Origin of the sequence: Luteimonas huabeiensis HB2, assembly GCF_000559025.1 — a bacterium.
Lineage (GTDB): Bacteria > Pseudomonadota > Gammaproteobacteria > Xanthomonadales > Xanthomonadaceae > Luteimonas > Luteimonas huabeiensis.
In genome coordinates this window covers 86,525-107,994 of sequence record NZ_JAAN01000041.1, presented here as the reverse complement: position 1 = coordinate 107,994, position 21,470 = coordinate 86,525, and the positions used below count along the sequence as shown (strand labels likewise).

The window sequence follows — 21,470 nt, the reverse complement described above, 5'->3', positions numbered from 1 at the left end:
CGCGGATCGGGAAGGGTCGCTTGGGTTCGCGGCGAGTATACGGGGGAGCATGGGCGGTGCCGTCAAGGCGCGGTCGCGTTCAGGTCGCATCGGCGCGGCCCGGTGCCAACGCCGCGGCGTTGCGCGCGGTGGCGCCGCCGACGCAGGGGCCGCGTTCTGGCGGAAACCGGCCGGCGAGGTCGGTGGCGCGCCCGCACAGGGGGGCGCGCCGGGCTCCCGGTATGGCCGATGGGGCCCGGCCATGCTCATGCTAGTGTCGCGTCGCCCGGAAGGGCGGCGCGAGGCCGCCGGCAAAGCACGATGTGCAAGCGACAGGGAGGGGAAGTGCAAAGGAAAACGACCTTGGCCGCTACGTTCGCTGCGGCGATCGCCGCGTCGCTGTTCGGCCCGCATGCGTCGGCGCAGCAGGGCGATCGCGGATCGGGCCCGGTCCGGTCGGCAGGGAAGGGCGAGGCCGCCATGGAGGCGCCGTCCCCTCGGCCCGGGACCTACGACACCGACCGTCTCTGGGGCCTGATCGAGGAACTCGCCGTCGCCGCCGATGCCGGGGCGACGGCGTTGCTGAGGCGGTGGCCGGCCGGACACATCCAGGTCCCGGCAGCGGCTTCATCGCGGCTGCGCTCGATCGAGGGCGGCCGCTTCACCATCGGGCGCGGGACGATCGTCGCCCGTTCCGAAATCCGCCTCGGGCGCGCGAACGAAGTCGTCCTCGTCGGCCTCGACATGGCGCCTTCGAGCTGCATCGCGCGCGCCGACGTGCAGGCGCGCTATCCCGAGCTGAGGATCACCGGCTTCGCCGCGCCCGACGACCCGCATCGCAAGCGGTACTGGTCGGTGTCCAGTGACAAGGGATCGATCTCGTTCGGCTTCGCCGAACCTCGCCCCGATTGCGTCTCCAACATCGTGATCGATCCGCACGCCGGCTAGGCTGGAGGCGCCCGCTCGGCCGCCGCCGGGCGATGCGTCGCGAGCCGCGCGGGCGGGTCATCGCGCGCGGGCAGGCCCCAGGCAACGCCCGAAGAACGCTTCGCTCATCCGGTAGCGGTGCAGCGCGTCGCGGCCGCGCAGGCCGTGCTTGGCGCCGGGGTAGGTCATCAGGTCGAACGCGATGCCCTCGCGCTGCAGCGCGCTCATGAGGTGGGTGGCGTTGGAGAACAGCACGTTGTCGTCGGCCATGCCGTGGATCAGCAGCAGCGCGCCGGGGCGGATGCCGGCGGCGTGGGTGAACACGCTGGCCTCGCGGTAGCCTTCGGGGTTGTCCGCGGGCAGGTGCATGTAGCGCTCGGTGTAGTGGGTGTCGTAGAGCGCCCAGTCGGTCACCGGTGCGCCGGCGATGCCGCAGGCGTAGGCGTCCGGCGCCTTGCCCAGCAGCATCAGCGTCATGTAGCCGCCGTTGGACCAGCCGTGCACGCCGATGCGCGCCGGATCCACCCAGGGCTGCGCGCGCAGCCATTCCACGCCGCGCACCTGGTCCTCCACTTCCACCGTGCCCTGGCGCCGGTACAGCGCGCCGCCGAACTCGCGGCCGCGGCGGGGGGTGCCGCGGTTGTCCAGCGAGAACACCGCGTAGCCATGCTGGGCGAGGTACTGGTTGAAGAAGGCGTCGGCGCGGCCCGGCCAGCTGTCGAGCACGGTCTGCGCGGCCGGGCCGCCGTAGACGAACACCACGACCGGGTAGCGCCGCGCGGGATCGAAGCCGGCGGGGCGGATCAGGCTGTAGTGCAGCTCGGTGCGGCCGTCGGCGGCGGTCAGGGTGCCGAACTCGGTCGGCAGGTGCGCGGCGCGGAACGGCGCGTAGGGGTGCTGCGGATCGTCGAGGTCGTTGTCGACCAGCGCGGCGATGCGCCGGCCGTCGGCGTGGAACAGCTCGATCTGCGGCGGCGTGGCGGTGTTCGACCAGCTGTCGACGAAGACGCTGGCGTTGCGGGCGAAGCTGGCGTTGTGCACGCCGGGCTCGCGGCTGAGGCGGACGATCTCGCCGCCGTCCAGCGGCACCGCGTAGACGTGGCGCTCGGTGGGGCGCTCGCGTGCGCCTGCGAAGTAGGCCAGGCCCTTGGCCTCGTCCACGGCGAGCAGGCCGTCCACCACCCATTCGCCCGAGGTCAGCGGCCGGACGTGCGCGCCGTCCTCCGACACCAGGTACAGGTGCTCGTAGCCGCTGCGCTCCGAGCCCCAGACGAAGCGGCCGTCGGCGAGGAAATGCAGGTTGTCGTGCAGCGGGACCCAGGTGTCGGAGGTCTCGGTCAGCAGCACGCGCTGGCGGCCGGTGTCCAGCTCGGCCTCGATCAGCGCCAGGGTCTGCTGGTCGCGCGACTGGCGCTGGAAGGTCAGGCGCCGCGCATCGCGCCACTGCACGCGGGCGAGGTAGATGTCCGGTTCCGGGCCGAGGTCGATGTCCTGGCGCCGGTCGCCCGGTTGCGTGGCGCCGTCGGCGGCCTGCGGCGCGATGCGCACCACGTGCAGCGAGACCCTCGCGTTGGGGTCGCCCGCCGCCGGGTAGCGCTGCTCGACGATCTCGGTGCGGTCGGCGTAGACCTCGTAGCGCTTCTGCAGCGGCACCGGGGACTCGTCGATGCGCGCGTAGGCGATCGCGGAATCGTCGGGCGCCCACCAGTAGCCGGTGTGGCGGCCCATCTCCTCGTCGGCGACGAACTCGGCCACGCCGTTGCCGATGGTGTCGCTGCCGTCGTCGGTCAGCCGCAGCTCGCGGCCGCTGCGCAGGTCCACCGCCCACAGGTCGCGCCCGCGCACGAAGCTCACGTAGCCGCCGCGCGGCGAAAGCTTGGGGTCGGTGGCGAAGCCGTGGGCGACGTCGGTGAGCTTGCGCACCGCCCCGGCGCCGGACTTCGACAGGTCGTACAGGTACAGCTCGCCGCCCAGCGGGAACAGCAGGGTGCGCGCGTCGGGCGCCCACTGGTAATCGACGATGCCGGTGAGCCCGGCGATGCGCTGCCGCTCGCGGCGCGCTTTTTCCTCGTCGCTGAGCGTCTCCTCGCCCGGCAGCACCACCGACGAATCCACCAGCAGGCGGGTCTGCCCGCTGGCGATGTGGTACTCCCACAGGTCCAGGCGGTTGCGGTCGTCGTCCTTGCCGCGCAGGAAGGTCACCCGCGAGCCGTCCGGCGCCACCTGCGGCCGGGTCAGCGTCGGCCCCGACAGCGGCGCGTCGCCGGTGATGGCCTCCAGGGTGAGCGTGCGTTCGGCGGCGGGCGCGGCGGTGGCGGCGAGCATCAGGGTGGCGGCGGCGAGCAGGGAGCGCATGGCGGGTCCGATGGCGCGGGGGCGCCAGTGTATCGGGCCGTGGCGCGCGCGGGAGCTGCGCGTGCGGCGCCAAGTGGTGTACAACAGGCGCACGGATGCTGCGGGGATAGGAGGTCTGGATGAATCGTATGGTGGAATTGAACAGGAACCTGTCCGATAGCGCGGCCGACTTCGCGACTATCGTGTGGCCGGCGTTCGCCACGGTGCCGGAAATCGGCGGCGGCGAGATCCGCCCGGTCGAGAGCGATACCGAAACCGGCTTCGCCAGAGAGCTGGACATGCGTTCGGGTATCGATGCCTGGCAACTGTTTGGCAACGCGCAGGGGATGCGCGGGATCGCCAGCCGCGTCCAGTGGTCGGGCGATTACCGCAGCTTCACGATCCGCTACAAGTATTCGAGCGGCCAGGAATCGGAGTATTTCAAACGTCTCTATGCGATCGAGAACGCCGGAGAGGGGATTCTCTATCCGCACCTGACCATCCAGGCGTTCCTGTCCGGCCGCGGTGGGGCGCTGCTCTCGGCCGCCGCGATCCCGACCCGGGAGCTGATCCTGCACGCGAAGCGGTTGTTCGACTGGGGCGCGATGCGGGAGCATGGCGATTCGCGCTTCGGGCTAAGAACCGGCGCCGACGGCACCTGCTTCATCTATCTGTCTTGGGACTACATCCTGCACTCGCAGATCGCCGGCGCGCTTATCCAGCCGTCCATCCCACGCTGAGACGGCTGTCCGGTGGGGATGCCGGCGGCGGCCGGCATCCCGTCGAGCGGGCGCGGTTCACTTCCGCCCGAACAGGACCTTCTTTTCCTCCTCGCTCAGCGGCTTGCCGGCGTCGGGACCGACCTCCTTGGCCTTGGCGTAGGCGCGCTGGGTCGCGGGGCGGGCGGCGATCGTTGCGTGCCAGCGGCGCACCTCGGGATAGGGCGCCAGTTCGATCGGGGCCTTGTCGTAGACGCCGATCCACGGATAGGCGGCCATGTCGGCGATCGAGTAGTCGCTGCCGGCGATGAAGTCGCGGCCCTGCAGGCGGGTGTCGAGCACGCGCAGCAGGCGGTTGGCCTCCTGGGTGTAGCGTTCGATGGCGTAGGGGATCTTTTCCGGCGCGTAGACGTTGAAGTGGCCGTACTGCCCGGTCATCGGGCCCAGCCCGGCCATCTGCCAGAACAGCCATTCCAGGGTCTCGATGCGCTTGCGCGGCTCGATGGGGAGGAAGCGGCCGGTCTTCTCGGCCAGATACAGCAGGATCGCGCCGGACTCGAACACGCTCTGCGGGGCGCCGCCGTCGGCCGGGGCATGGTCGACGATGGCCGGCATCTTGTTGTTGGGCGAGATGGCGAGGAACTCCGGCGCGAACTGCTCGCCCTTGCCGATGTTGACCGGCCGGATCGCGTAGTCGAGGCCGGCTTCCTCGAGGAACAGGGTGATCTTGTGGCCGTTGGGGGTGGGCCAGTAGTACAGGTCGATCATGGCGGGGCCTCCGTCGAAAACGATGGCGGCCAGTCTAGGCGCGGGGGCGTTCCGCGTGCGAGGCGGGCATGGACCGCAGCGTTGCGGTGCGGCGGCACGGCGGCGGAAACGACGCCGCCGCCCCAGGGGGCGGCGTCGTGCGGGCACTGCGGGCTTCTCGGGTATATCGACATTCGACCTGCAGCGCCAAAGCGGTCCCCGCCTGCGCACGCGGGAGCTTGTCGTCCCTTCTCCCGCAAGCACCTTCCCCGCTTGCGGGGGAAGGCAGAGACCGCGCGCCCCGAAGAGGGGCCGCTCGTACGCCGAATGCCGATGCCGCCTACGGCGCCGGGCAGTCGAACCGCTGCGCGGCGTCGGTGCCCACGCGGACCTCGGCCAGGCCGAGCGTCAGCCCGGCCGGCGCGCGCAGGCCGAACGGCGTCTCGACGCGCGCGGGGTCGAGGCCCGCGGCGGCCAGGCACTTCAGCGGCACGCCGACGGTGGTCCATGCGCCGCGCGGCAGCGAGGCGAGCCGGTCGCGCACCGGCAGTTCGCCCGTGCAGCCCTCGCCGCAACCGGCGTACAGCGTCACCTCGCCGGCCTCGGGCAGCGCGTCCACGCGCAGCGTGGCGATCAGCAGCGCGTCGCCGTTGGCCTCGCGGCGCAGGTCGATCGGCGAGGGCGACAGCAGCTCGGCGCGGGCGTCGCCGGTCCAGGTCAGCAGGCGCGCGCCCTCCTGGGTCTGGTAGTCGATGCCGGCCAGCGCCAGGGTGCCGTCCGGGGTGGCGACGCGCGCGTGCAGCGCATCCGCGCCCTGGCCGTCGGCGCCGGTCAGCACCAGGCGCAGGCCGGGGCCGGGCACCCCCTGGGCGAAGAACACGCCGGTCTGGCCGTCGTCGGCGCTGATGCCCGGGTCCTCGGGCAGCGCCTCCAGGTTGCCGTCGTCGCCGTAGGTCAGGCCGTGGCCGAACGCGAACAGCGGGTCGTAGCCGGGCTGGCCGACGTTGTTGGCGTACTGGTCGGCGCGGCGCGGCCAGGAGAACGCGAGCTTGCCCTTGAAGTCGTGCTGCGGCCGGCCGTCGGGCCCGCGCAGCAGCACGTCGGCGATGCCGGCGCCTTCGCCGCCCGGCAGCCATGCGGCGACGAAGGCATCGGCGGCGTTGATCTCGCGGTTCATCCACAGCGGGCGGCCGCTGAGGAACACCGCGACCACCGGGATGCCGTCGGCCTTGAGCTTGCGGATCAGTTCCAGGTCGCGGTCGTCGCCGGGCTTGTAGAGCAGGTTCGGGCGGTCGCCCAGGAACTCGGCGTAGGGGTCCTCGCCGAACACGACGATGGCCACGTCGGGCTTCTGCGCGTAGGCGCCGTCGATGGCGAGTTCGGCGCTGCCGCCGGCCGCCTGCACCTGCGCCTGCAGGCCTTCCCAGATGGTGTCGGCGTTGGGGTAGTCGGCGCGCTTGGTGCCGGTGCCCTGCCAGTTGAGCGTCCAGCCGCCCGATTGCTTGCCCATGTCGTTGGCGCCGTCGCCGGCGACGAGCACGCGCTGGTTCGCGGCCAGCGGCAGCAGGCCGTCCTGGTTCTTCAGCAGCACCAGCGATTCGCGCACCGCCTGGCGGGCGACCGCGCGGTGCTCGGGCGCGCCCAGCAGCTCGAAGCGGCCGCCGAGCGCGCGCTCGGACGGCTTGGGCGCGTCGAACAGGCCCATGCGGAACTTCACCCGCAGCACGCGGCGTACCGCGTCGTCCAGCCGCGCCATCGGGATCTCGCCGGACTTCACGTGCGCCAGGGTGCTTTCGTACAGGCCGCGCCAGCTGTCGGGCGCCATCGCCAGGTCGAGGCCGGCGTTGAAGGTCGCCGCGCAGTCGGTACTGGTGCAGCCCGGGATCTGGCCGTGGCCGTTCCAGTCGCCGACGATCAGGCCGCGGAAGTTCATCCGCTCCTTCAGCACGTCGGTCAGCAGGCCCTTGTGGCCGTGCAGCTTGCGGCCGTTGAAGCTGTTGAACGAGGCCATGACGCCCTGCGCGCCGGCGGCGATCGCCGGCGGGTAGCCGGCGCCGTGGATGTCGCGCAGCTGCGCCTCGCTCACCCGGGTATCGCCCTGGTCCTTGCCGCCGGTGGTGCCGCCGTCGCCGAGGAAGTGCTTGACCGAGCTCATCACCCGGGTCTCGCCCAGGAAATCGGGATCGCCCGGCTTGCCCTGCAGCCCTTCGACGAAGGCGCCGGCGAACTCGGCGACCAGCTTCGGGTCCTCGGAATAGCCCTCGTAGCCGCGGCCCCAGCGGTCGTCCTGCGGCACCGCGACGGTCGGCGCGAAGGTCCACTCCATGCCGGTCACCCGGGTCTCGATCGCGGTGATGCGCGCGATCTCGCGGATCAGTTCCACGTTGCGGGTCGCGCCCAGGCCCACGTTGTGCGGGAACAGCGTCGCGCCGACCACGTTGCTCTGGCCGTGCATGGCGTCGATGCCCCAGATCACCGGGATCGCCTTGCCGCCGCCGCGGGTGTCCATCGAGGCTTCCCAGTACGCGTCGGCCAGCGCCAGCCAGTCGGCGGGCGGCGCATCGTAGCGGCCGCCGGGATCGGAATTGCCGCCGGCCAGGATCGAGCCGAGCCGGTACTTGCGCACGTCGTCGGGCGTCATGAAGGCGATGTCGCCCTGGATGATCTGGCCGACCTTCTCCTCGACGGTCAGCGTCGCCAGCAGCGCATCGACCTTGCGGTCGAGCTCGGCGTCGTCGAACGGCCATTCGACCGCCGGCCACTGCGCGGGATCGACCTCCGGCGACAGCGCCGCCGGCGCGGCGCCGGCATCGGGGGCAGCCTCCTGCGCGGTGGCCGCGGGTTCGGGCGCGCGTCCGCAGGCGGCCAGGCCGATGGCGCAGGCCAGGGCCAGGGCGGACGAAGCGCGGAGTCGTGTGGCATGCCGGCGGCGCCGGGTCGCGTGCTTGGCCATCGTGTACGGTTCCCCTCCAGGTGCGGACATCGGTTCGATGTCGGGTGACAGCGTTGTCATCACGGCGCAGAATAAACGCAAGCGGTCGCCCGCGCTCGCTGCAGCACGGCAAAGCGCGCAGGCGATCGCGCCGCCGCCTGCGGCGGGTCGTCGAGGTCTGGCAGAATCCGCCACGGCCGCAAGGAGAGAACCCCCGCATCATGCGCGTACGCATCGAGGACGTCGCCGCCGAAGCCGGCGTGTCGATCAAGACGGTCTCGCGCGTGCTCAACCGCGAGCCGAACGTCGCCGATGCGACCCGCGAGCGGGTGGAGGCGGCGGTGCAGAAGCTGCGCTATTCCCCGCACCCGTCCGCGCGCACGCTGGCCGGGCGTCGTTCCTACCTGGTGGCGATGCTCTACGACAACCCGTCGAGCAACTACCTGATGGAAGTCGAGCTGGGCCTGCTCGACGCCTGCCAGGCGCACCGCTACCACCTGATGCTGGCGCCGCTGGTCTACGACGCGCGCGACATCGTCGGCAAGGTGGAGGCGCTGGTGGAGCAGTCCCGGCTCGACGGCGTGGTGCTGACCCCGCCGATCACCGACGATGCCGCCCTGCTGGCGCGCCTGGACGCGCTCGACGTGCCCTACGCCAGCATCTCGCCGATGGAGGCGCACCGCCGCGTCGGCGTGACCGTGGACGAGCGCAGCGCGGTGCGCGAGATGATCGGCCACCTGGTCGCCCTCGGCCACCGGCGCATCGCCCACATCAAGGGCCACGCCGCGCACGGCGCCGCCGGCTGGCGGCTGGCCGGCTACCGAGACGGGCTGCGCGAGGCCGGCCTGCGCTACGACCCGGCGCTGGTCGTCGATGGCGAGTTCTCCTACGACTCCGGCTTCGAGGCCGCCGGCCGGCTGCTGGCGCTGAAGCGCCCGCCCACCGCGATCTTCGCCGCCAACGACGACATGGCCGCCGGCGCGATCTGCGCGGTGTGCGAACGCGGCCTGCAGGTGCCGCGCGACGTCTCGGTGTGCGGCTTCGACGACACCCCGATCTCGCGCCACATCTATCCGGCGCTGACCACCGTGCGCCAGCCGACCCGCGAGATGGGCCGGCTGGCCGGAGAGGAACTGCTCAAGGCCATCCGCGACCGCGGCGCCGGCGGCATGGTCGAGGTGCCGTACACGCTGCAGCTGCGGCGTTCCACCGGCCCGGCGCCCGGCGGCGCCTGAGCCGCCCGCGGGCCCGGCGCGTTTCGGCCGCCGACGCGCCTAGCCTTCCATCTGCTCCAGCTCGCGGCCGCGGGTCTCGTGCACGAACTTCAGCACGAAGAACACCGAGGCCACCGCGAACGCGGCATAAATGCCGTAGGTGGCGGCCAGGCCGATGCCGGCCAGCAGCATTGGGAAGGTCATGGTGACGAGGAAGTTGGCGCTCCACTGGAACAGCCCGGCCACGGCCAGCCCGGAGCCGCGGATCCGGTTGGGGAACATCTCGCCCAGCATCACCCACATCACCGGCCCCCACGACATGTTGAAGAACACCACGTAGGCGTTCGCGGCCACCAGCGCCAGCAGGCCCATCCGGCCGGGCAACAGCAGGCGGCCGTCGGCATCCAGCGAGCCGGTGGCGAAGGCGGCGGTGACCACGGCGAGCGACAGCGCCATGCCGACCGAGCCGGCCCACAGCAGCGGCTTGCGCCCGATGCGGTCGATCAGCGCGATGGTGACCAGGCAGGCGCCGATGCTGAGCCCGCCCGAGAGCACGTTGATCAGCAGCGCGTCGCCCTCGGAGAAGCCCACCGCCTGCCACAGCACCGCGCCGTAGTAGAACACCACGTTGATGCCCACCAGCTGCTGCAGCGTGGCCAGCCCGATGCCGACCCACACGATCGGCCGCACCTTGCGCGTGGCCTTGTCGATCAGGTCCGAGAGCCGGGGCCGGTGGTGTTCGCCGGCGAGGCTGTCGCGGATCTCGTGCAGCTTGCGCTGCGCCTGGCCGCCGCCGTACAGGCGCGTCAGCACCGCCAGCGCCTGCTCCATGCGGCCCTTGGCCACCAGGTAGCGCGGGCTCTCGGGAATGAAGACCAGCGCCGCGAGGAACACCGCCGAGGGCAGGATCTCGACCCAGAACATCCAGCGCCAGGCCTCGAAGCCCAGCCAGTGGGGATCGACGGAAGACCCCGCGAAGCGCGCCAGCAGATAGTTGCTGAGGAAGGCCGCGAACAGGCCGCAGATGATCGCGATCTGCTGCAGCGTGGACAGGCGCCCGCGGTAGCGCGCCGAGGCGACCTCGCTGATGTAGGCCGGCGACATCACGCTCGCCGCGCCCACCGCCAGTCCGCCCAGCACCCGGTAGAGCACGAACTCCAGCGAGCTTCCGGCCACGCCCGAGCCCCAGGACGAGACCAGGAACAGCACCGCGGCGATCATCAGCACGTTGCGGCGGCCCATCAGGTCGGCCAGGCGCCCGGCGAAGAACGCGCCGACCGCGCACCCCAGCAGCATCGAGGCGACGTTGAAGCCGGTACCGACCGAGTCGGAATCGAACGCGCGCTGCAGCCCGTCGACGGTGCCGTTGATGACGCCGGAGTCGAAACCGAACAGGAAGCCGCCGATGGTGGCGACGAGGCTGATCAGGACGATGAGCCGGGTGTTCTCGCCGTGGGCGGCGTCGTGGGCGGGCGGGTGCGGGTGGGGCATCGGGTCACCTCGGGGCAGGGCGCGCCGCGGGCGCGGCGGGGCGAAGCGGGCGGTGGCGCGACGGGCTGGCGTCGCGGGTGGTGCGGTACGCGGTGGATCTCACGCCGGCGGCTCGTCGTCGGACGCGGCCCGGCTCAGCGCCCGCGCCAGGCGCGCGCGCAGCGCCGCCGCGCGTTCCGGGCCGGGCGGTCCCAGCACGCCGCGCGCATGCGGCGGGATGTGCGCGGCCGGGTCGGCTTCCGGCTCGAACACGTAGTGGCCGAAGGCGTCCTGCCAGATCGCGCGCTCGGCCGGCGGCAGGTCGCGGATCGCCAGCAGCGCGTGCAGCAGGGCGTTGACGGGGCTGTCCATCCATTCCGGGCTGCGTCGCCACCAGTAGTTGACCAGCGCGTTGAAAGGTTCCAGCCCTTCGATGTGGTGCCACCACATGCTGGGGATCAGGATCGCGTCGCCGGGCGCCAGCTCGGCGGCCAGCGCATGCCGCTGCGCCTCGGCGAAGCGCGGGAATCGCGCCAGGTCCGGGGCGAGCGGATCGACCAGGCTGACCGGCTGCCCGGCCGGGGTGAAGTCGAGCGGGCCGACGTAGAGGTTGCGCAACTGCTCGGGCGGGAACAGCGTGAAGCGGCGGCGCCCCGCGACCACGCAGGCGAGGTTGTCCGGCAGGTCCTGGTGCGTGGGCACGCGGGTGCGGTTGCCGATCCAGATGCTGGCCAGCGGATCGCGCTCGCCCAGGTCGAGCGGATTGTCCGCGCGCAGGCCGGGCAGGAAGGTGTCGAGCGTGGTCGCGGCCAGGTAGATCGTGGGCGGGTCCGCGTGGTCGAGATACTTGACCAGGGTGTTCAGCGCCACCGACATCGGCACCCGCTCGTGGCGGAAGTTGAAGCCGCGCATGGCGTCGTCGTAGAAGACCCGCCCGCGCGCCTCCGGCGGGGCGATGGTCGCGATCGCGGGCAGTGCATCGTGGGCGAACCGGCGCAGGTAGGCTGCGGCCGCGACCGGCGAGCGCGTCGCCGCGCGCACCGCGGGCCAGTGCGCCACCAGTTCGCGCACGACCAACGGCGTCTGCGCGCGCAGGATCTCCTCCAGCGGCGCGTCGCGCGGGGCCTCGGGGATGCCTGCGGGCGCCTCGGGGAGCTGCGGCATGGGCATGGATCCTGGTGGGCGCGCCGCGCGCCCCGTCGCCGCGAGCGGCGACGGGGCGGCGTGCCGGTGCTCAGAACCGGTAACGGAAGCCGAACATGTAGCGCGGGCCGGTCTGCGTGGCGTAGAACACCTGCCGCTCGTGCCGGCCGTGCGAGCGCATGGTCTCGTCGGTCAGGTTGATCGCCTCGGCGTGGATCGAGAACTGGTCGTTGACCTGGTAGCTGACGTTGACGTCGAGCTGGCCGTAGTCCTCGACGTAGACCGGGTTGGGGCGCCAGCTGTCGTAGGTGCTGGACAGGAACTTATCGCGCCAGTTGTAGGCCGCGCGGATCTGCCAGGGACCCTTGTCGTAGAACGCCACCAGGTTGGCCGAATCGCTCAGGCCCACCAGCGCGAACTGGTCGCCCAGGTTGTAGTCGTCGTAGGTCAGGTCGGAATCGACGATGGTGTAGTTGGCCGCGATGCCGAAGCCGCTCTCGCCGAAGACGTGCTGGGCGTTGAGCTCCCAGCCGTCGAGCGAGGACGAGTCCTTGTTGACCGGCACCGTGATCCGGAACACCGCCAGCGGATCGCCCGGCTGGCCGGCGATCGTGCCGTTGGCCACGTCCACGCCGGGCGCGCCGGCGAAGTTGTCGAAGATGTAGTCGCGCACGCAGCCGCGGAAGCCGGTGCTGCCCGGCGTGCAGCCGTTGGCGACCGCCTCGTTGTAGTACGCGCCGCCCACCGGCGTGCGCAGGTCGAACGGCGAGATCTCCACCACCGAGGTGCCGATGTAGTTCTCGATGTCCTTGCGGAACCAGCCGACCGACAGGTAGCTCGACTCGCCGTAGTACCACTCGAACGACAGGTCGAAGTTCTTCGATTCCAGCGGCTTCAGCCCCGGATCACCCTGCGAGCCGGTGCCGCCCTCGAAGGCGGCGAACGAATCCAGCGTCTGCCCGCCCTGGATGTGGTTCCACTGCGGGCGGCCGATGCTGTGGCCGTAGCTGCCGCGCAGCACGATGCTGTCGGTCAGCTCAAGGCTGAGGTCCACGCTGGGCAGCCAGTAGTCGTAGCTGCCGCGCAACTCGGTGAAGTCCGGATCGCCGAACTGCACCGCGAACTCGTTCTCGCCGGTCCAGGTCAGGCCGGTGGCGATCGGCACCAGCGCCCGCGAGGTGACGTCGGTTTCCTCGTAGCGCACGCCGATCGAGGCGTGCAGGGGCATCTCGAAGTCCCAGGTGTTGTTCCACTGCACGTAGGCGCTCTTGGACTTCTCCTGCGCGCGGCGGTCGGTGGTGAAGTCCGGCGGCGGCAGGTAGGCGGAGGCGTCGCCGCCGCGCGCGGCGATGGCCGCGTCGCGCACCTTGGCGAAATCGAACATGAAGAACTGGCCGAACATGTCGCCGGCGCCGTCGAACTCGCCGAAGTAGCGGCCCATGTCGTCGGCCTGCCACAGGTCGTCGGCGTAGTCGGCGCCGAAGCCGCCGAAGCCGCCCCAGTCGTCGCGCTGGCTGAAGCCGTAGGCGCTGCGGTTGTTGACGTCGGTGTAGGAGGCGCCGAAGTTCAGGCTGGAATAGTTGGCGAAGCGGAAGGTGCCGCTCACCTGGCCCTGGTCGATCTCGGAACGCATGTAGCTGTTTCGGAACGAGGAGCCGGTGACCATCATCCGGTCGGCGCCGATCCGGGTCATGCCGTCGGGCAACTGCACGCCGAGCACGGGGAAGTCGCGGCTGAAGTCCACGGTGGTGTCGCCGCGCACGAACGCGGCGGTGCCGATCGTGTTGTTGGAGCCCCACGGGCTGTCGGCGCCGGATTCGGCGCTGGAAGTGTGGTAGTCGAACACCAGGTCGAGCGCGTCGTTGACCTCCCACTCCACGTTGAAGCCCAGCGACTTGTTCTCGTTCCTGGTGGCGAAGTGGGCGCCGGCCATCGCCAGGTCGGAGCCGCGGATCTCGCCGCTGGGTTCGTGCAGCGCGAAATCGACGAACTCGGTGTAGGAGAGCGGCGCCCGGATCGGGCCGTCGGTCCAGGCGGTCCGCGAGGCGGCCTGGTTGAACCAGGTCGACAGCTCGTGGCGGCGGGTCTGGACGCGGTTCTCGGAGTAGGTGTAGTCCAGGGTCGCGGTCAGGCGGTCGCTCGGCGCGAACTGCAGGGTGCCCTGCGCGTTGGTGCGCTGGCGCTGCACGCCGTTGAGCGCGTAGATGAGGTTCTGCGGGATGGAGTAGACGTCGCCGGGCTGCGGCGGGTTGGTGGCATTGGCGGCCTGGTCCGGCAGCGCCAGCGGGCCTTCGCCGCCATGGAACGCGTACCAGCCGCCGCCCACCGCGGCCTCGTTGTAGCCCAGGTCGCGCTCCTGGTAGCTGGCGCTGAGCGAGGCGCCGAAGCGGCCATCGGCGAACACCGTGCTGAAGATGCCCGACATCTCGCCGGTGACCGAGCTGCCCTGCATCTTGCCGGGCAGGTTGTCGTTGCTGGTGTCGTGTACGGCCTTCACGCCGACGTTGGCCAGCTCGCCCATGTCGAGCGGGCGCCCGGTCTTGATGTTGATGGTCGCGCCGATGCCGCCGGTCGGGGTGGCGGCGCGGCTGGTCTTGTAGACGTCGACGGCCGAGACCGATTCCGAGGCCAGGTTGGCGAAGTCGAACGCGCGCGAGTTCGAGGCGTTGGTGGCCTCGATGCTGGAGGCCGGCATCTGCCGCCCGTTGAGCAGCACCAGGTTGAAGTCCGGCCCGACGCCGCGCACCGTCACCCGCGCGCCTTCGCCCATCGAGCGGTCGATCGACACGCCGCTGATGCGTTGCAGGGATTCGGCGAGGTTGGTGTCCGGGAACTTGCCGATGTCCTCGGCCACGATGCCGTCGACGATGCCCTGCGCGTCGCGCTTGAGGTTCATCGACGAGGTCAGGCTGCCGCGGATGCCGGTCACGACCACCGTGTCGAGGGTATCGGCGTCGGTGTCGTCGGCCTCGGCGACGGCCTGCGCGAAAGCGGGCTGGGCGAGCGCCAGGAGCAGGGCGGAGGCCAGCAGCCGCCGCTGCGGAACGTGATGCTTCATGAGTTTTCCCTCCCCAGGGTGTCGCGGGGTCCGGTCTGGACGTGGCTTGGTGGAACGCAATGGGTGGCGATTGCAGAATGAAATGACAGCGTTGTCAAATCAGCCCGGTCGCCGGGTGCAAGCGATTGTTTCGATTGGATTTGATGGCCGGATTTATGCTGCGCTGCGGCGAACTCTGCGCGGCCGGCAGGCGTGGTCTTCGGCCCGTCGGGCATGTTCGCCGCCGCCCTTCGCGAGGAGCGCCGGCGGCGCGCCGGCACCCCGTCGCAGCGCTCAGAACTGGTAGCGCAGGCGAGCGCCGTAGCTGCGGGCGTCGTTGAGGAAGCGCACGTTGATGCCGGAGCCGACCAGCGCCTTCTGCGAGGTGTCGTTGTCCAGCAGGTTGCTGCCCCACAGCTCGAAGCGCCACGCCCCGTCGAGCGAGGTGAAGCCGATGCCCGCGTTGAGCGTGGTTTCCGCGCCCTGGCGATCCGGGAAGCCGGCGGTGGCGGCATCCTCGATCCGGTCCACCGTGCCCGCGGCGTCGGCCAGGTACACCACGTCGCGGTTGTTGTACTGGGTCAGGTAGTAGGCCGAGCGGTAGGCGGCCAGCAGCTGCCAGTCCAGCGTGCCGCGCGCCAGCTCGGTGGTGTGCTGCAGGCGCGCGTTGAAGGTGAGGCGGGAGGCCAGCGGCAGTTCGTTGCCCGACAGGTCGATCATCGAGGTGATGCCGCCGATGTCGTGGTTCTGGCTGCGCACGTCGGCCACCGTGCCTTCCTTGATCTCGCTGTCGAGATACAGCGCGTTGAGGTTGAGCATGAAGCCGCCGCCGAAGCGCAGCACGCTCTCGGCCTCCACGCCCCAGATCGCCGAGCGGCCGACGTTGCGGTTGACCAGCGAGAAGCCGGACGCCTCGCCGTCGGGGTTGACCGCGATCACCGCCAGATCCTGGAACACCTGGTCGGTGTAGTCGTAGTAGAACGCGCTCACGTTGAACGTGCCCGGGCGGCCGAACCAGCGGTGGCTGGCCTTGCTGCCGATCTCCCAGGCCACGATGGACTCGGGGCTGTAGGTCTCCGGGATCTCGTTGATGTCGAAGGTGTCGTTGAAGCCGCCGGCCTTGTGGCCGCTGGACACGGTGGCGTAGACCATGTGCCCCGGCGAGAGGTCGTGCTCGATGCCGGCGCGCCAGTCGGTGAAGCTGAACTCGCTCTCGCCGTACTGCTGCGCCGGGATGCCGCTGACCTGCACCCACGATTGGTAGGGGCAGTCGATCGTATCGCCGCCGATGTCGGGCCGGTCCACGCAGCCGAACGGGCCGCCGTCCGGTACCTGGCCGATCTGCTGGGCGAGGGTGTCGTCGCGCCCGTGCGACAGGATGCCCTGCAGCAGGAAGCGCGCCATGTCCGCCTGCGAGCTGAGCCCGGTGACGTCGAAATTGGGGCGGTACAGGAAGGCCGGCGCGAAGCCGGGCGTGCCCAGGCGGGTGGCGAAGTCGCCGCCCTGGCCCGGCAGGCCCAGCGCCCAGTTGCCGCCGACGCCGTAGCGCGACTTGAACTCGCGGGTGTAGCGCAGGCCGGCCTTCAGCCGGGTGCGGTCGGTGAGGTCGAAGGTGCCGTCGGCGAAGGCCGCGCTCGAACGCCCCTTGACGTCGGGCATCGTGAACTCGGTGCCGGAGTACCAGCGCCCCTTGTCGACCAGCGAGAGGTAACCGACCTGCTGGTGTTCGTTGAAGTGGAACAGGCCGGTGGTCCAGCGCAGGCGGGCGTCGTCGGCGGACGACAGCCGCACCTCGTGCACCTGCGACTGCGACCGGGTCAGCCAGTACTGGGTGGAGTAGTTGTCGTAGTCGACGCCGCCGGGGTTGTCCGCGGAGACCGGGTCCACGTTGCGGCCGGGCCACAGGATGCCCTCGCTCGCGGCGTTGGTCTGCTGGTAGTCCACGTCGCGGTAGCTGGCGTTGTACTCCAGCGCCACCGGGCCGAAGTCGTAGCCGATGTTGGCCATCGCGCCCCAGTTGGTGCTGTCGAGCGTGCCCTGCGCGCCGCGATAGACCACCTTGCGCAGGTCGATGTCGTCGGGCATGTAGCCGGCGCGCGCGGCGGTGTAGACGTTGGCGCCCGGGTAGCCGGTGCCGCGCTCCTTGCCCATGTCGGCCATCAGGAACACCGAGAGCTTGTCGTCCGGCTCGTACAGGAACGAAAGGCGGCCGCCGTGCTCGTCCTGGATCCCCGCCGGGTCCAGGTGCCGCGCGGCGCCGGCGTTCTCGAACGAGGACGCCTTCTCCACCCGGTAGCTCGCCACGCGCAGCGCCGCCCAGCCGCCGAGCGGCAGGTTCAGCGCGAACTCGCCGGCGCGGTGGTCGCGGTTGCCGGCCTCGATCTGCGCGTAGCCGCCGAAGGCGTCCAGGTCCGGTCGCTTGGTGACGATGTTGAGCGTGCCGGCCAGCGCGTTGCGGCCGCGCAGGGTGCCCTGCGGCCCCTTGTTGATCTCCACGCGTTCGAGGTCGTAGAACATGCCGCCCAGCCCGCGCGGGCGCGGGATGTAGGCGCCGTTGATGTGCGGCGCGGCGCCCGGATCGCCCAGCTCGGTGTTGTTCGCCGAGCCGACGCCGCGGATGAAGACCTCCAGGTTGCCTTCCTGGTTGGACATGCTCATGCCCGGCACCAGCGTCTGCAGGTTGCGCAGCTCGTTGTTGATGCCCAGCTGGCGGATCTCGTCCTGGCCGATCGACTGCGCGGTGCCCGCGTACTTCTGCAGGTCCTGCTCGCGCCGCTCGACGGTCACGATGACCGCATCGAGGGTGGCGGCATCCCGCTCGGGCGGGGCGCTGTCGTCGTCGCGGTCCTGGGCGTAGACCGCCGCCGGCAGGCAGGCGGCGGCGAGTGCGGTGGCGATCGCGCGGGCGAGCGCGCGGCGGTGGATCGGCGTCATCGTCGGGTCCCCTCCCCGGGGGCGTGCGGGACCGCCTGGGTAACGGCGGCTGACAGCGCTGTCAAACCCGGCCGCCCGGCCTGCGAAGCGCGATGTCTAAGCCATTGAGCGGCCAAGGAGCGCGGGATGCGGGCTGCTGCGGCGCAGCAGCGGCTGGCGCGGGTAAAATGCGCCCGATGGATGTTTCCTACCTGCTCGACGGCCTCAACGCGGCCCAGCGCGAGGCCGTGTCGGCGCCGCCGGGGCATTACCTGGTGCTCGCCGGCGCCGGCTCCGGCAAGACCCGCGTGCTCACCCATCGCATCGCCTGGCTCAACGCCGTGCACGGCGTGCCGGCGCACGGCATCTTCGCGGTCACCTTCACCAACAAGGCCGCCGGGGAGATGCGCCACCGCGCCGATCCGCTGCTGCCCAACGGCAGCCGCAGGCTGTGGATCGGCACCTTCCACGGCCTCGCGCACCGGCTGCTGCGCCTGCACTGGCAGGACGCCAAGCTGCCGGAGGGCTTCCAGATCCTGGATTCCGACGACCAGTTGCGGCTGGTCAAGCGCGTCGTGCAGCAGCTGGAGCTGGACGAGGCGCGCTTCCCGCCGCGGCAGATCGTGTGGTGGATCAACGCGCAGAAGGACGAGGGCCGGCGCCCGCAACACATCCAGGCCGATCGCGGCGACGAGTGGATGCAGGCGATGCTGCGCAGCTATGCGCTCTACCAGGAGCGCTGCGACCGCGCCGGCCTGGTGGACTTCGCCGAGCTGCTGCTGCGCGCGCACGAGCTGCTGCGCGACAATCCCGCCGTGCTCGCCCACTACCGGCGCCGCTTCACCCACCTGCTGGTGGACGAGTTCCAGGACACCAACGCGATCCAGTACGCCTTCGTGCGCGTGCTGGCCGGCGACACCGGCCAGGTCTTCGTGGTCGGCGACGACGACCAGGCCATCTACGGCTGGCGCGGCGCGAAGGTCGAGAACGTGCAGCGCTTCCTGGCCGATTTCCCCGGCGCGCAGACGATCCGCCTGGAGCAGAACTACCGCTCCACCGCCAACATCCTCGACGCCGCCAACGCGGTGATCGCGCACAACCCAGACCGCCTCGGCAAGCAGCTGTGGACCGATGCCGGGCAGGGCGATGCGATCGACCTGTACGCCGCCTACAACGAGGTCGACGAGGCGCGCTTCATCGTCGAGCGCGCCAAGCAGTGGGTGCGCGACGGCGGCAGCTACGGCGATTGCGCCGTGCTCTACCGCAGCAACGCGCAGTCGCGCGCGATCGAGGAGCAACTGGTCTCCGAGCAGATCCCGTACCGGGTCTACGGCGGCGTGCGCTTCTTCGAGCGCGCCGAGATCAAGGACACCCTGGCCTATCTGCGCCTGATCGCCAACCCGGCCGACGACGCCGCCTTCGAGCGCGCGGTCAACACGCCCGCGCGCGGCATCGGCGGGCGCACCCTCGACGAAGTGCGGCTGCGCGCCCGCGCCGACGGCGTGTCGCTGTGGGAGGCTTCGCTGCGCACCCAGCAGGAGAGCGCGCTGGCCGCCCGCGCCCGCAATGCCCTGGCCGGTTTCCACGCGCTGATCCAGGCGCTGGCCGGCGAGGTCGGCGGGCTGCCGCTGCCGGAGAAGATCGACCACGTGCTGGCCCGTTCCGGCCTGCGCGAACACTGGGCCAAGGAGAGCCGCGGCGGCCTGGATTCGGAATCGCGCACCGACAACCTCGACGAACTGGTCTCGGTGGCCTCGCGTTTCGTGCACGGCGACGACGAGGAATCGGCCGCGCTGAGCGAGCTGGTCGCCTTCCTCGCCTACGCCGCGCTGGAGGCCGGCGAGGGCCAGGCCCAGGCCGGCGAGGACGGCGTGCAGCTGATGACCCTGCACAGCGCCAAGGGCCTGGAGTTCCCGCTGGTGTTCCTGGCCGGCGTGGAGGAAGGGCTGTTCCCCAACCAGCGTTCGCTCGAGGAAAGCGGGCGGCTGGAAGAGGAGCGGCGGCTGGCCTACGTCGGCATCACCCGCGCCCGCCAGAAGCTGGTCCTGAGCTACGCCGAATCGCGCCGGCTCCACGGCCAGGACATGCTCGGCCTGCCCTCGCGCTTCCTGCGCGAGATCCCCGCGCCGCTGCTCAACGAAGTGCGCCCGCGCGTGCAGGTCGCCCGCCCCGCCTTCGCCGCCCCGCGCCGCGCCGGCCACGCGGTCATCGACGACGGCGCGCCCGGCTTCCGGCTCGGCCAGAACGTCTCCCACGCCAAGTTCGGCAGCGGCGTGGTCACCGACATCGAAGGCAGCGGCGCGCACGCGCGGGTGCAGGTGAACTTCGACGAGGCCGGCAGCAAGTGGCTGGTGCTGGCCTACGCCAACCTGCAGCCGGCCTGAGCCGACGCGGCATTCGACCTGCAACGCCGACACAATCCCTCTCCGGCGCGCAGGGCCATGTCGTTCCTTGTCCCATAAGCGGGCGCATGTTGTTCCTTCTCCCGCGCGCAGCGCCGGATGAGGGTGTTCCGGGCGCCCGCGGTGCGCGCCCATTCGCAGGGAGAAGGGACGCCTCGAATGCCGATGCAGCCAAGAGCCACGAGGTGTGCCTGAGCACACTTCCGCGCGACGGGCGCCGAGGCCGCAGTGCCGCCGACGCGCCACCCGCGCCGGGTTCGTGGCAGCATGGCGGCAGGCCGCACTGGAGTCGCCTCATGTACCGGAACATCCTCGTCGCCACCGATGGCTCGGAACTCGCCGGCCGCGGCGTCGAACAGGCCGTCGCCCTCGCCGCGGCGCTGCGCGCCGCACTGGTCGTGGTCACCGTCTCCGAGCCCTGGAGCGCCGCGCTCGCCGACCCGACCGGCCTGACCACCAGCAGCGAACTGCTCGAAGACTACCGCGCCGGCGCCCAGGCCCAGGCCGAGCGCATCCTGGCCGCCGCCCAAGCGGCCGCCGCCGCCCGCGACGTCTCCGCCAGCGTGGTCTACGTCCCCGAGCGCGAGCCCGCCGATGCCATCCTGGAGACCGCCGCCGCCCACGGCTGCGACCTGCTGGTCATGGCCTCCCACGGCCGCCGCGGCCTCGGCCGGCTGCTGCTTGGCAGCCAGACCCAGGCGGTGATCACCCGCAGCCAGGTGCCGGTGCTGGTGGTGCGGTAGGGGGCCAAGCGCACCTGCCTGACCGCCGCTCCCTGCGTCGGGCGCCCTTGGGGCGGAAGAAGCTCGACGCCGCCGGGACGGCTTCGACCTGGGCTTGCGGCAGGCCTCCCGCCCCGACGAGGCCGGTGCGCGCGATAAGCACGATCCGTTTGATTTCGCGGGCCCTTCCCGGCCGGGCTCGCGGAAGAATCAATCGCTGTCGCGGGCCGGTGCCGGAACCTGATTGGCACGAACCTTCAGCAACTCGATTTCGCCTCCCTCTCCCGCATGCGGGAGAGGGTTGGGGTGAGGGTAAAGCAGCCCGCATCCGCCCTCCGGGCCCCTTCTCCCGCACGCGGGAGAAGGGAAGCTGGAAGATCGTATTAATCGGGTGCCGGAATCCCGCCTGCCTGCATGCGGGTCCGGGCATGCGATTCGAGGCAGGGCATGGGGTCGTCGTTCTCGTTCTGCAGCGACGCGATGCAGCCGGCGGCCTCGTATGCGTATTGGCGCAAATCGACTTCCCCGATGACGTCGAAGGGCCTGTGCTCGATCACGCCTCTGGAAATCCGGATGCTTGCTGCGCGCGCATTGTCGTCTTGCAGGTACCGATACAGCGGGGCGAAGTGGATGAACTGCGTGGCCAGGGATTTCCGGAAATTCCTGTCGATATCGCCGGGACCGAAGTACTCGCCATCCGCCGAGAGAATCGAGGCGTAGTCGAGCGCCAGATGCCCGTAGTTCGTCTGGGCGAGATAAGTGAGGGTGGGCCGGCTGGCGAGGAAGGTGGCGGCGCTGCCGGCGGCCATGCCCGCCAGGATGCACAGAAGATATCCGGCTGCCTTCATGCAGAGGATCCCGGATCGCGCTGGAGGGTCGAAAACGGCGGAGCCGGAGAGAGCGGCCGCTTCTCGTTCATGGGATCGCATTC

The 21,470-nt window shown here is 71.0% G+C and carries 13 protein-coding genes; 5 read left to right on the top strand and 8 right to left on the bottom strand.

Annotated elements, in window-relative coordinates; translation table 11 throughout:
* Positions 1–342 precede the first annotated feature (342 nt).
* Positions 343–927, top strand: coding sequence for a hypothetical protein (locus Z164_RS0116525; protein ID WP_024891789.1), 585 nt, complete (start codon positions 343–345; stop codon positions 925–927).
* A gap of 57 nt (positions 928–984) precedes the next feature.
* Here Z164_RS0116525 and Z164_RS0116520 read toward each other — a convergent pair whose 3' ends face one another.
* Positions 985–3,261, bottom strand: coding sequence for a S9 family peptidase (locus Z164_RS0116520; RefSeq protein ID WP_024891788.1), 2,277 nt, complete (start codon positions 3,259–3,261; stop codon positions 985–987).
* A gap of 119 nt (positions 3,262–3,380) precedes the next feature.
* Here Z164_RS0116520 and Z164_RS0116515 point away from each other — a divergent pair, with 119 nt between their 5' ends.
* On the top strand, positions 3,381–3,980 hold the full coding sequence (locus Z164_RS0116515; RefSeq protein WP_152540984.1) for a hypothetical protein: 600 nt from the start codon (positions 3,381–3,383) through the stop codon (positions 3,978–3,980).
* A gap of 57 nt (positions 3,981–4,037) precedes the next feature.
* Here Z164_RS0116515 and Z164_RS0116510 read toward each other — a convergent pair whose 3' ends face one another.
* On the bottom strand, positions 4,038–4,727 hold the full coding sequence (locus Z164_RS0116510) for a glutathione binding-like protein (protein ID WP_024891786.1): 690 nt from the start codon (positions 4,725–4,727) through the stop codon (positions 4,038–4,040).
* 319 nt (positions 4,728–5,046) lie between these two features.
* Positions 5,047–7,659, bottom strand: coding sequence for a glycoside hydrolase family 3 protein (locus Z164_RS0116505; RefSeq protein ID WP_024891785.1), 2,613 nt, complete (start codon positions 7,657–7,659; stop codon positions 5,047–5,049).
* Positions 7,660–7,859: 200 nt separating this feature from the next.
* Between Z164_RS0116505 and Z164_RS0116500 the strand changes: the two genes are divergently transcribed.
* Entirely contained in the window at positions 7,860–8,873 is a 1,014-nt protein-coding gene (locus tag Z164_RS0116500) for a LacI family DNA-binding transcriptional regulator (RefSeq protein ID WP_024891784.1), read from the top strand.
* A 39-nt stretch (positions 8,874–8,912) separates the two neighbouring features.
* Here the strand turns inward: Z164_RS0116500 and Z164_RS0116495 are convergent, their stop codons facing one another.
* The 4 genes from Z164_RS0116495 to Z164_RS0116480 all read right to left on the bottom strand — a co-directional run bounded on the left by Z164_RS0116495 (position 8,913) and on the right by Z164_RS0116480 (position 17,436).
* Positions 8,913–10,343 (bottom strand): sugar porter family MFS transporter, encoded by a 1,431-nt coding sequence (locus tag Z164_RS0116495; protein WP_024891783.1) that lies wholly within the window; start codon positions 10,341–10,343, stop codon positions 8,913–8,915.
* 99 nt (positions 10,344–10,442) lie between these two features.
* Positions 10,443–11,486, bottom strand: coding sequence for a cupin-like domain-containing protein (locus Z164_RS0116490; protein ID WP_024891782.1), 1,044 nt, complete (start codon positions 11,484–11,486; stop codon positions 10,443–10,445).
* 70 nt (positions 11,487–11,556) lie between these two features.
* Positions 11,557–14,523: a TonB-dependent receptor gene (locus tag Z164_RS0116485; protein ID WP_024891781.1), complete on the bottom strand. Its 2,967-nt coding sequence runs from the start codon at positions 14,521–14,523 to the stop codon at positions 11,557–11,559.
* Positions 14,524–14,796: 273 nt separating this feature from the next.
* A complete protein-coding gene (locus Z164_RS0116480; RefSeq protein ID WP_024891780.1) occupies positions 14,797–17,436 on the bottom strand; it encodes a TonB-dependent receptor in 2,640 nt (879 codons plus the stop codon).
* Positions 17,437–17,612: 176 nt separating this feature from the next.
* Here Z164_RS0116480 and uvrD point away from each other — a divergent pair, with 176 nt between their 5' ends.
* Positions 17,613–19,799 (top strand): DNA helicase II, encoded by a 2,187-nt coding sequence (gene uvrD / locus Z164_RS0116475; RefSeq protein WP_024891779.1) that lies wholly within the window; start codon positions 17,613–17,615, stop codon positions 19,797–19,799.
* Between the two features lie 314 nt (positions 19,800–20,113).
* Positions 20,114–20,560 carry a universal stress protein gene (locus Z164_RS0116470; RefSeq protein WP_024891778.1) on the top strand — a complete coding sequence of 149 codons (447 nt, stop codon included), beginning with the start codon at positions 20,114–20,116 and terminating at the stop codon, positions 20,558–20,560.
* Positions 20,561–20,922: 362 nt separating this feature from the next.
* Here Z164_RS0116470 and Z164_RS0116465 read toward each other — a convergent pair whose 3' ends face one another.
* The gene (locus Z164_RS0116465) at positions 20,923–21,387 is read right to left on the bottom strand and encodes a hypothetical protein (RefSeq protein WP_024891777.1); all 465 of its coding nucleotides are present in this window, start codon (positions 21,385–21,387) and stop codon (positions 20,923–20,925) included.
* Positions 21,388–21,470 lie beyond the last annotated feature (83 nt).

What these genes read in the sequence shown, in the direction of transcription:
- Z164_RS0116490 (WP_024891782.1), bottom strand. Translation starts at nt 11,486, where the DNA reads ATGCCGCAGCTCCCCGAGGCGCCCGCAGGCATCCCCGAGGCCCCGCGC.
- Z164_RS0116485 (WP_024891781.1), bottom strand. Translation starts at nt 14,523, where the DNA reads ATGAAGCATCACGTTCCGCAGCGGCGGCTGCTGGCCTCCGCCCTGCTC.
- Z164_RS0116510 (WP_024891786.1), bottom strand. Translation starts at nt 4,727, where the DNA reads ATGATCGACCTGTACTACTGGCCCACCCCCAACGGCCACAAGATCACC.
- Z164_RS0116470 (WP_024891778.1), top strand. Translation starts at nt 20,114, where the DNA reads ATGTACCGGAACATCCTCGTCGCCACCGATGGCTCGGAACTCGCCGGC.
- Z164_RS0116480 (WP_024891780.1), bottom strand. Translation starts at nt 17,436, where the DNA reads ATGACGCCGATCCACCGCCGCGCGCTCGCCCGCGCGATCGCCACCGCA.
- Z164_RS0116500 (WP_024891784.1), top strand. Translation starts at nt 7,860, where the DNA reads ATGCGCGTACGCATCGAGGACGTCGCCGCCGAAGCCGGCGTGTCGATC.
- Z164_RS0116465 (WP_024891777.1), bottom strand. Translation starts at nt 21,387, where the DNA reads ATGAAGGCAGCCGGATATCTTCTGTGCATCCTGGCGGGCATGGCCGCC.
- uvrD (WP_024891779.1), top strand. Translation starts at nt 17,613, where the DNA reads ATGGATGTTTCCTACCTGCTCGACGGCCTCAACGCGGCCCAGCGCGAG.
- Z164_RS0116505 (WP_024891785.1), bottom strand. Translation starts at nt 7,659, where the DNA reads ATGGCCAAGCACGCGACCCGGCGCCGCCGGCATGCCACACGACTCCGC.
- Z164_RS0116515 (WP_152540984.1), top strand. Translation starts at nt 3,381, where the DNA reads ATGAATCGTATGGTGGAATTGAACAGGAACCTGTCCGATAGCGCGGCC.
- Z164_RS0116495 (WP_024891783.1), bottom strand. Translation starts at nt 10,343, where the DNA reads ATGCCCCACCCGCACCCGCCCGCCCACGACGCCGCCCACGGCGAGAAC.
- Z164_RS0116520 (WP_024891788.1), bottom strand. Translation starts at nt 3,261, where the DNA reads ATGCGCTCCCTGCTCGCCGCCGCCACCCTGATGCTCGCCGCCACCGCC.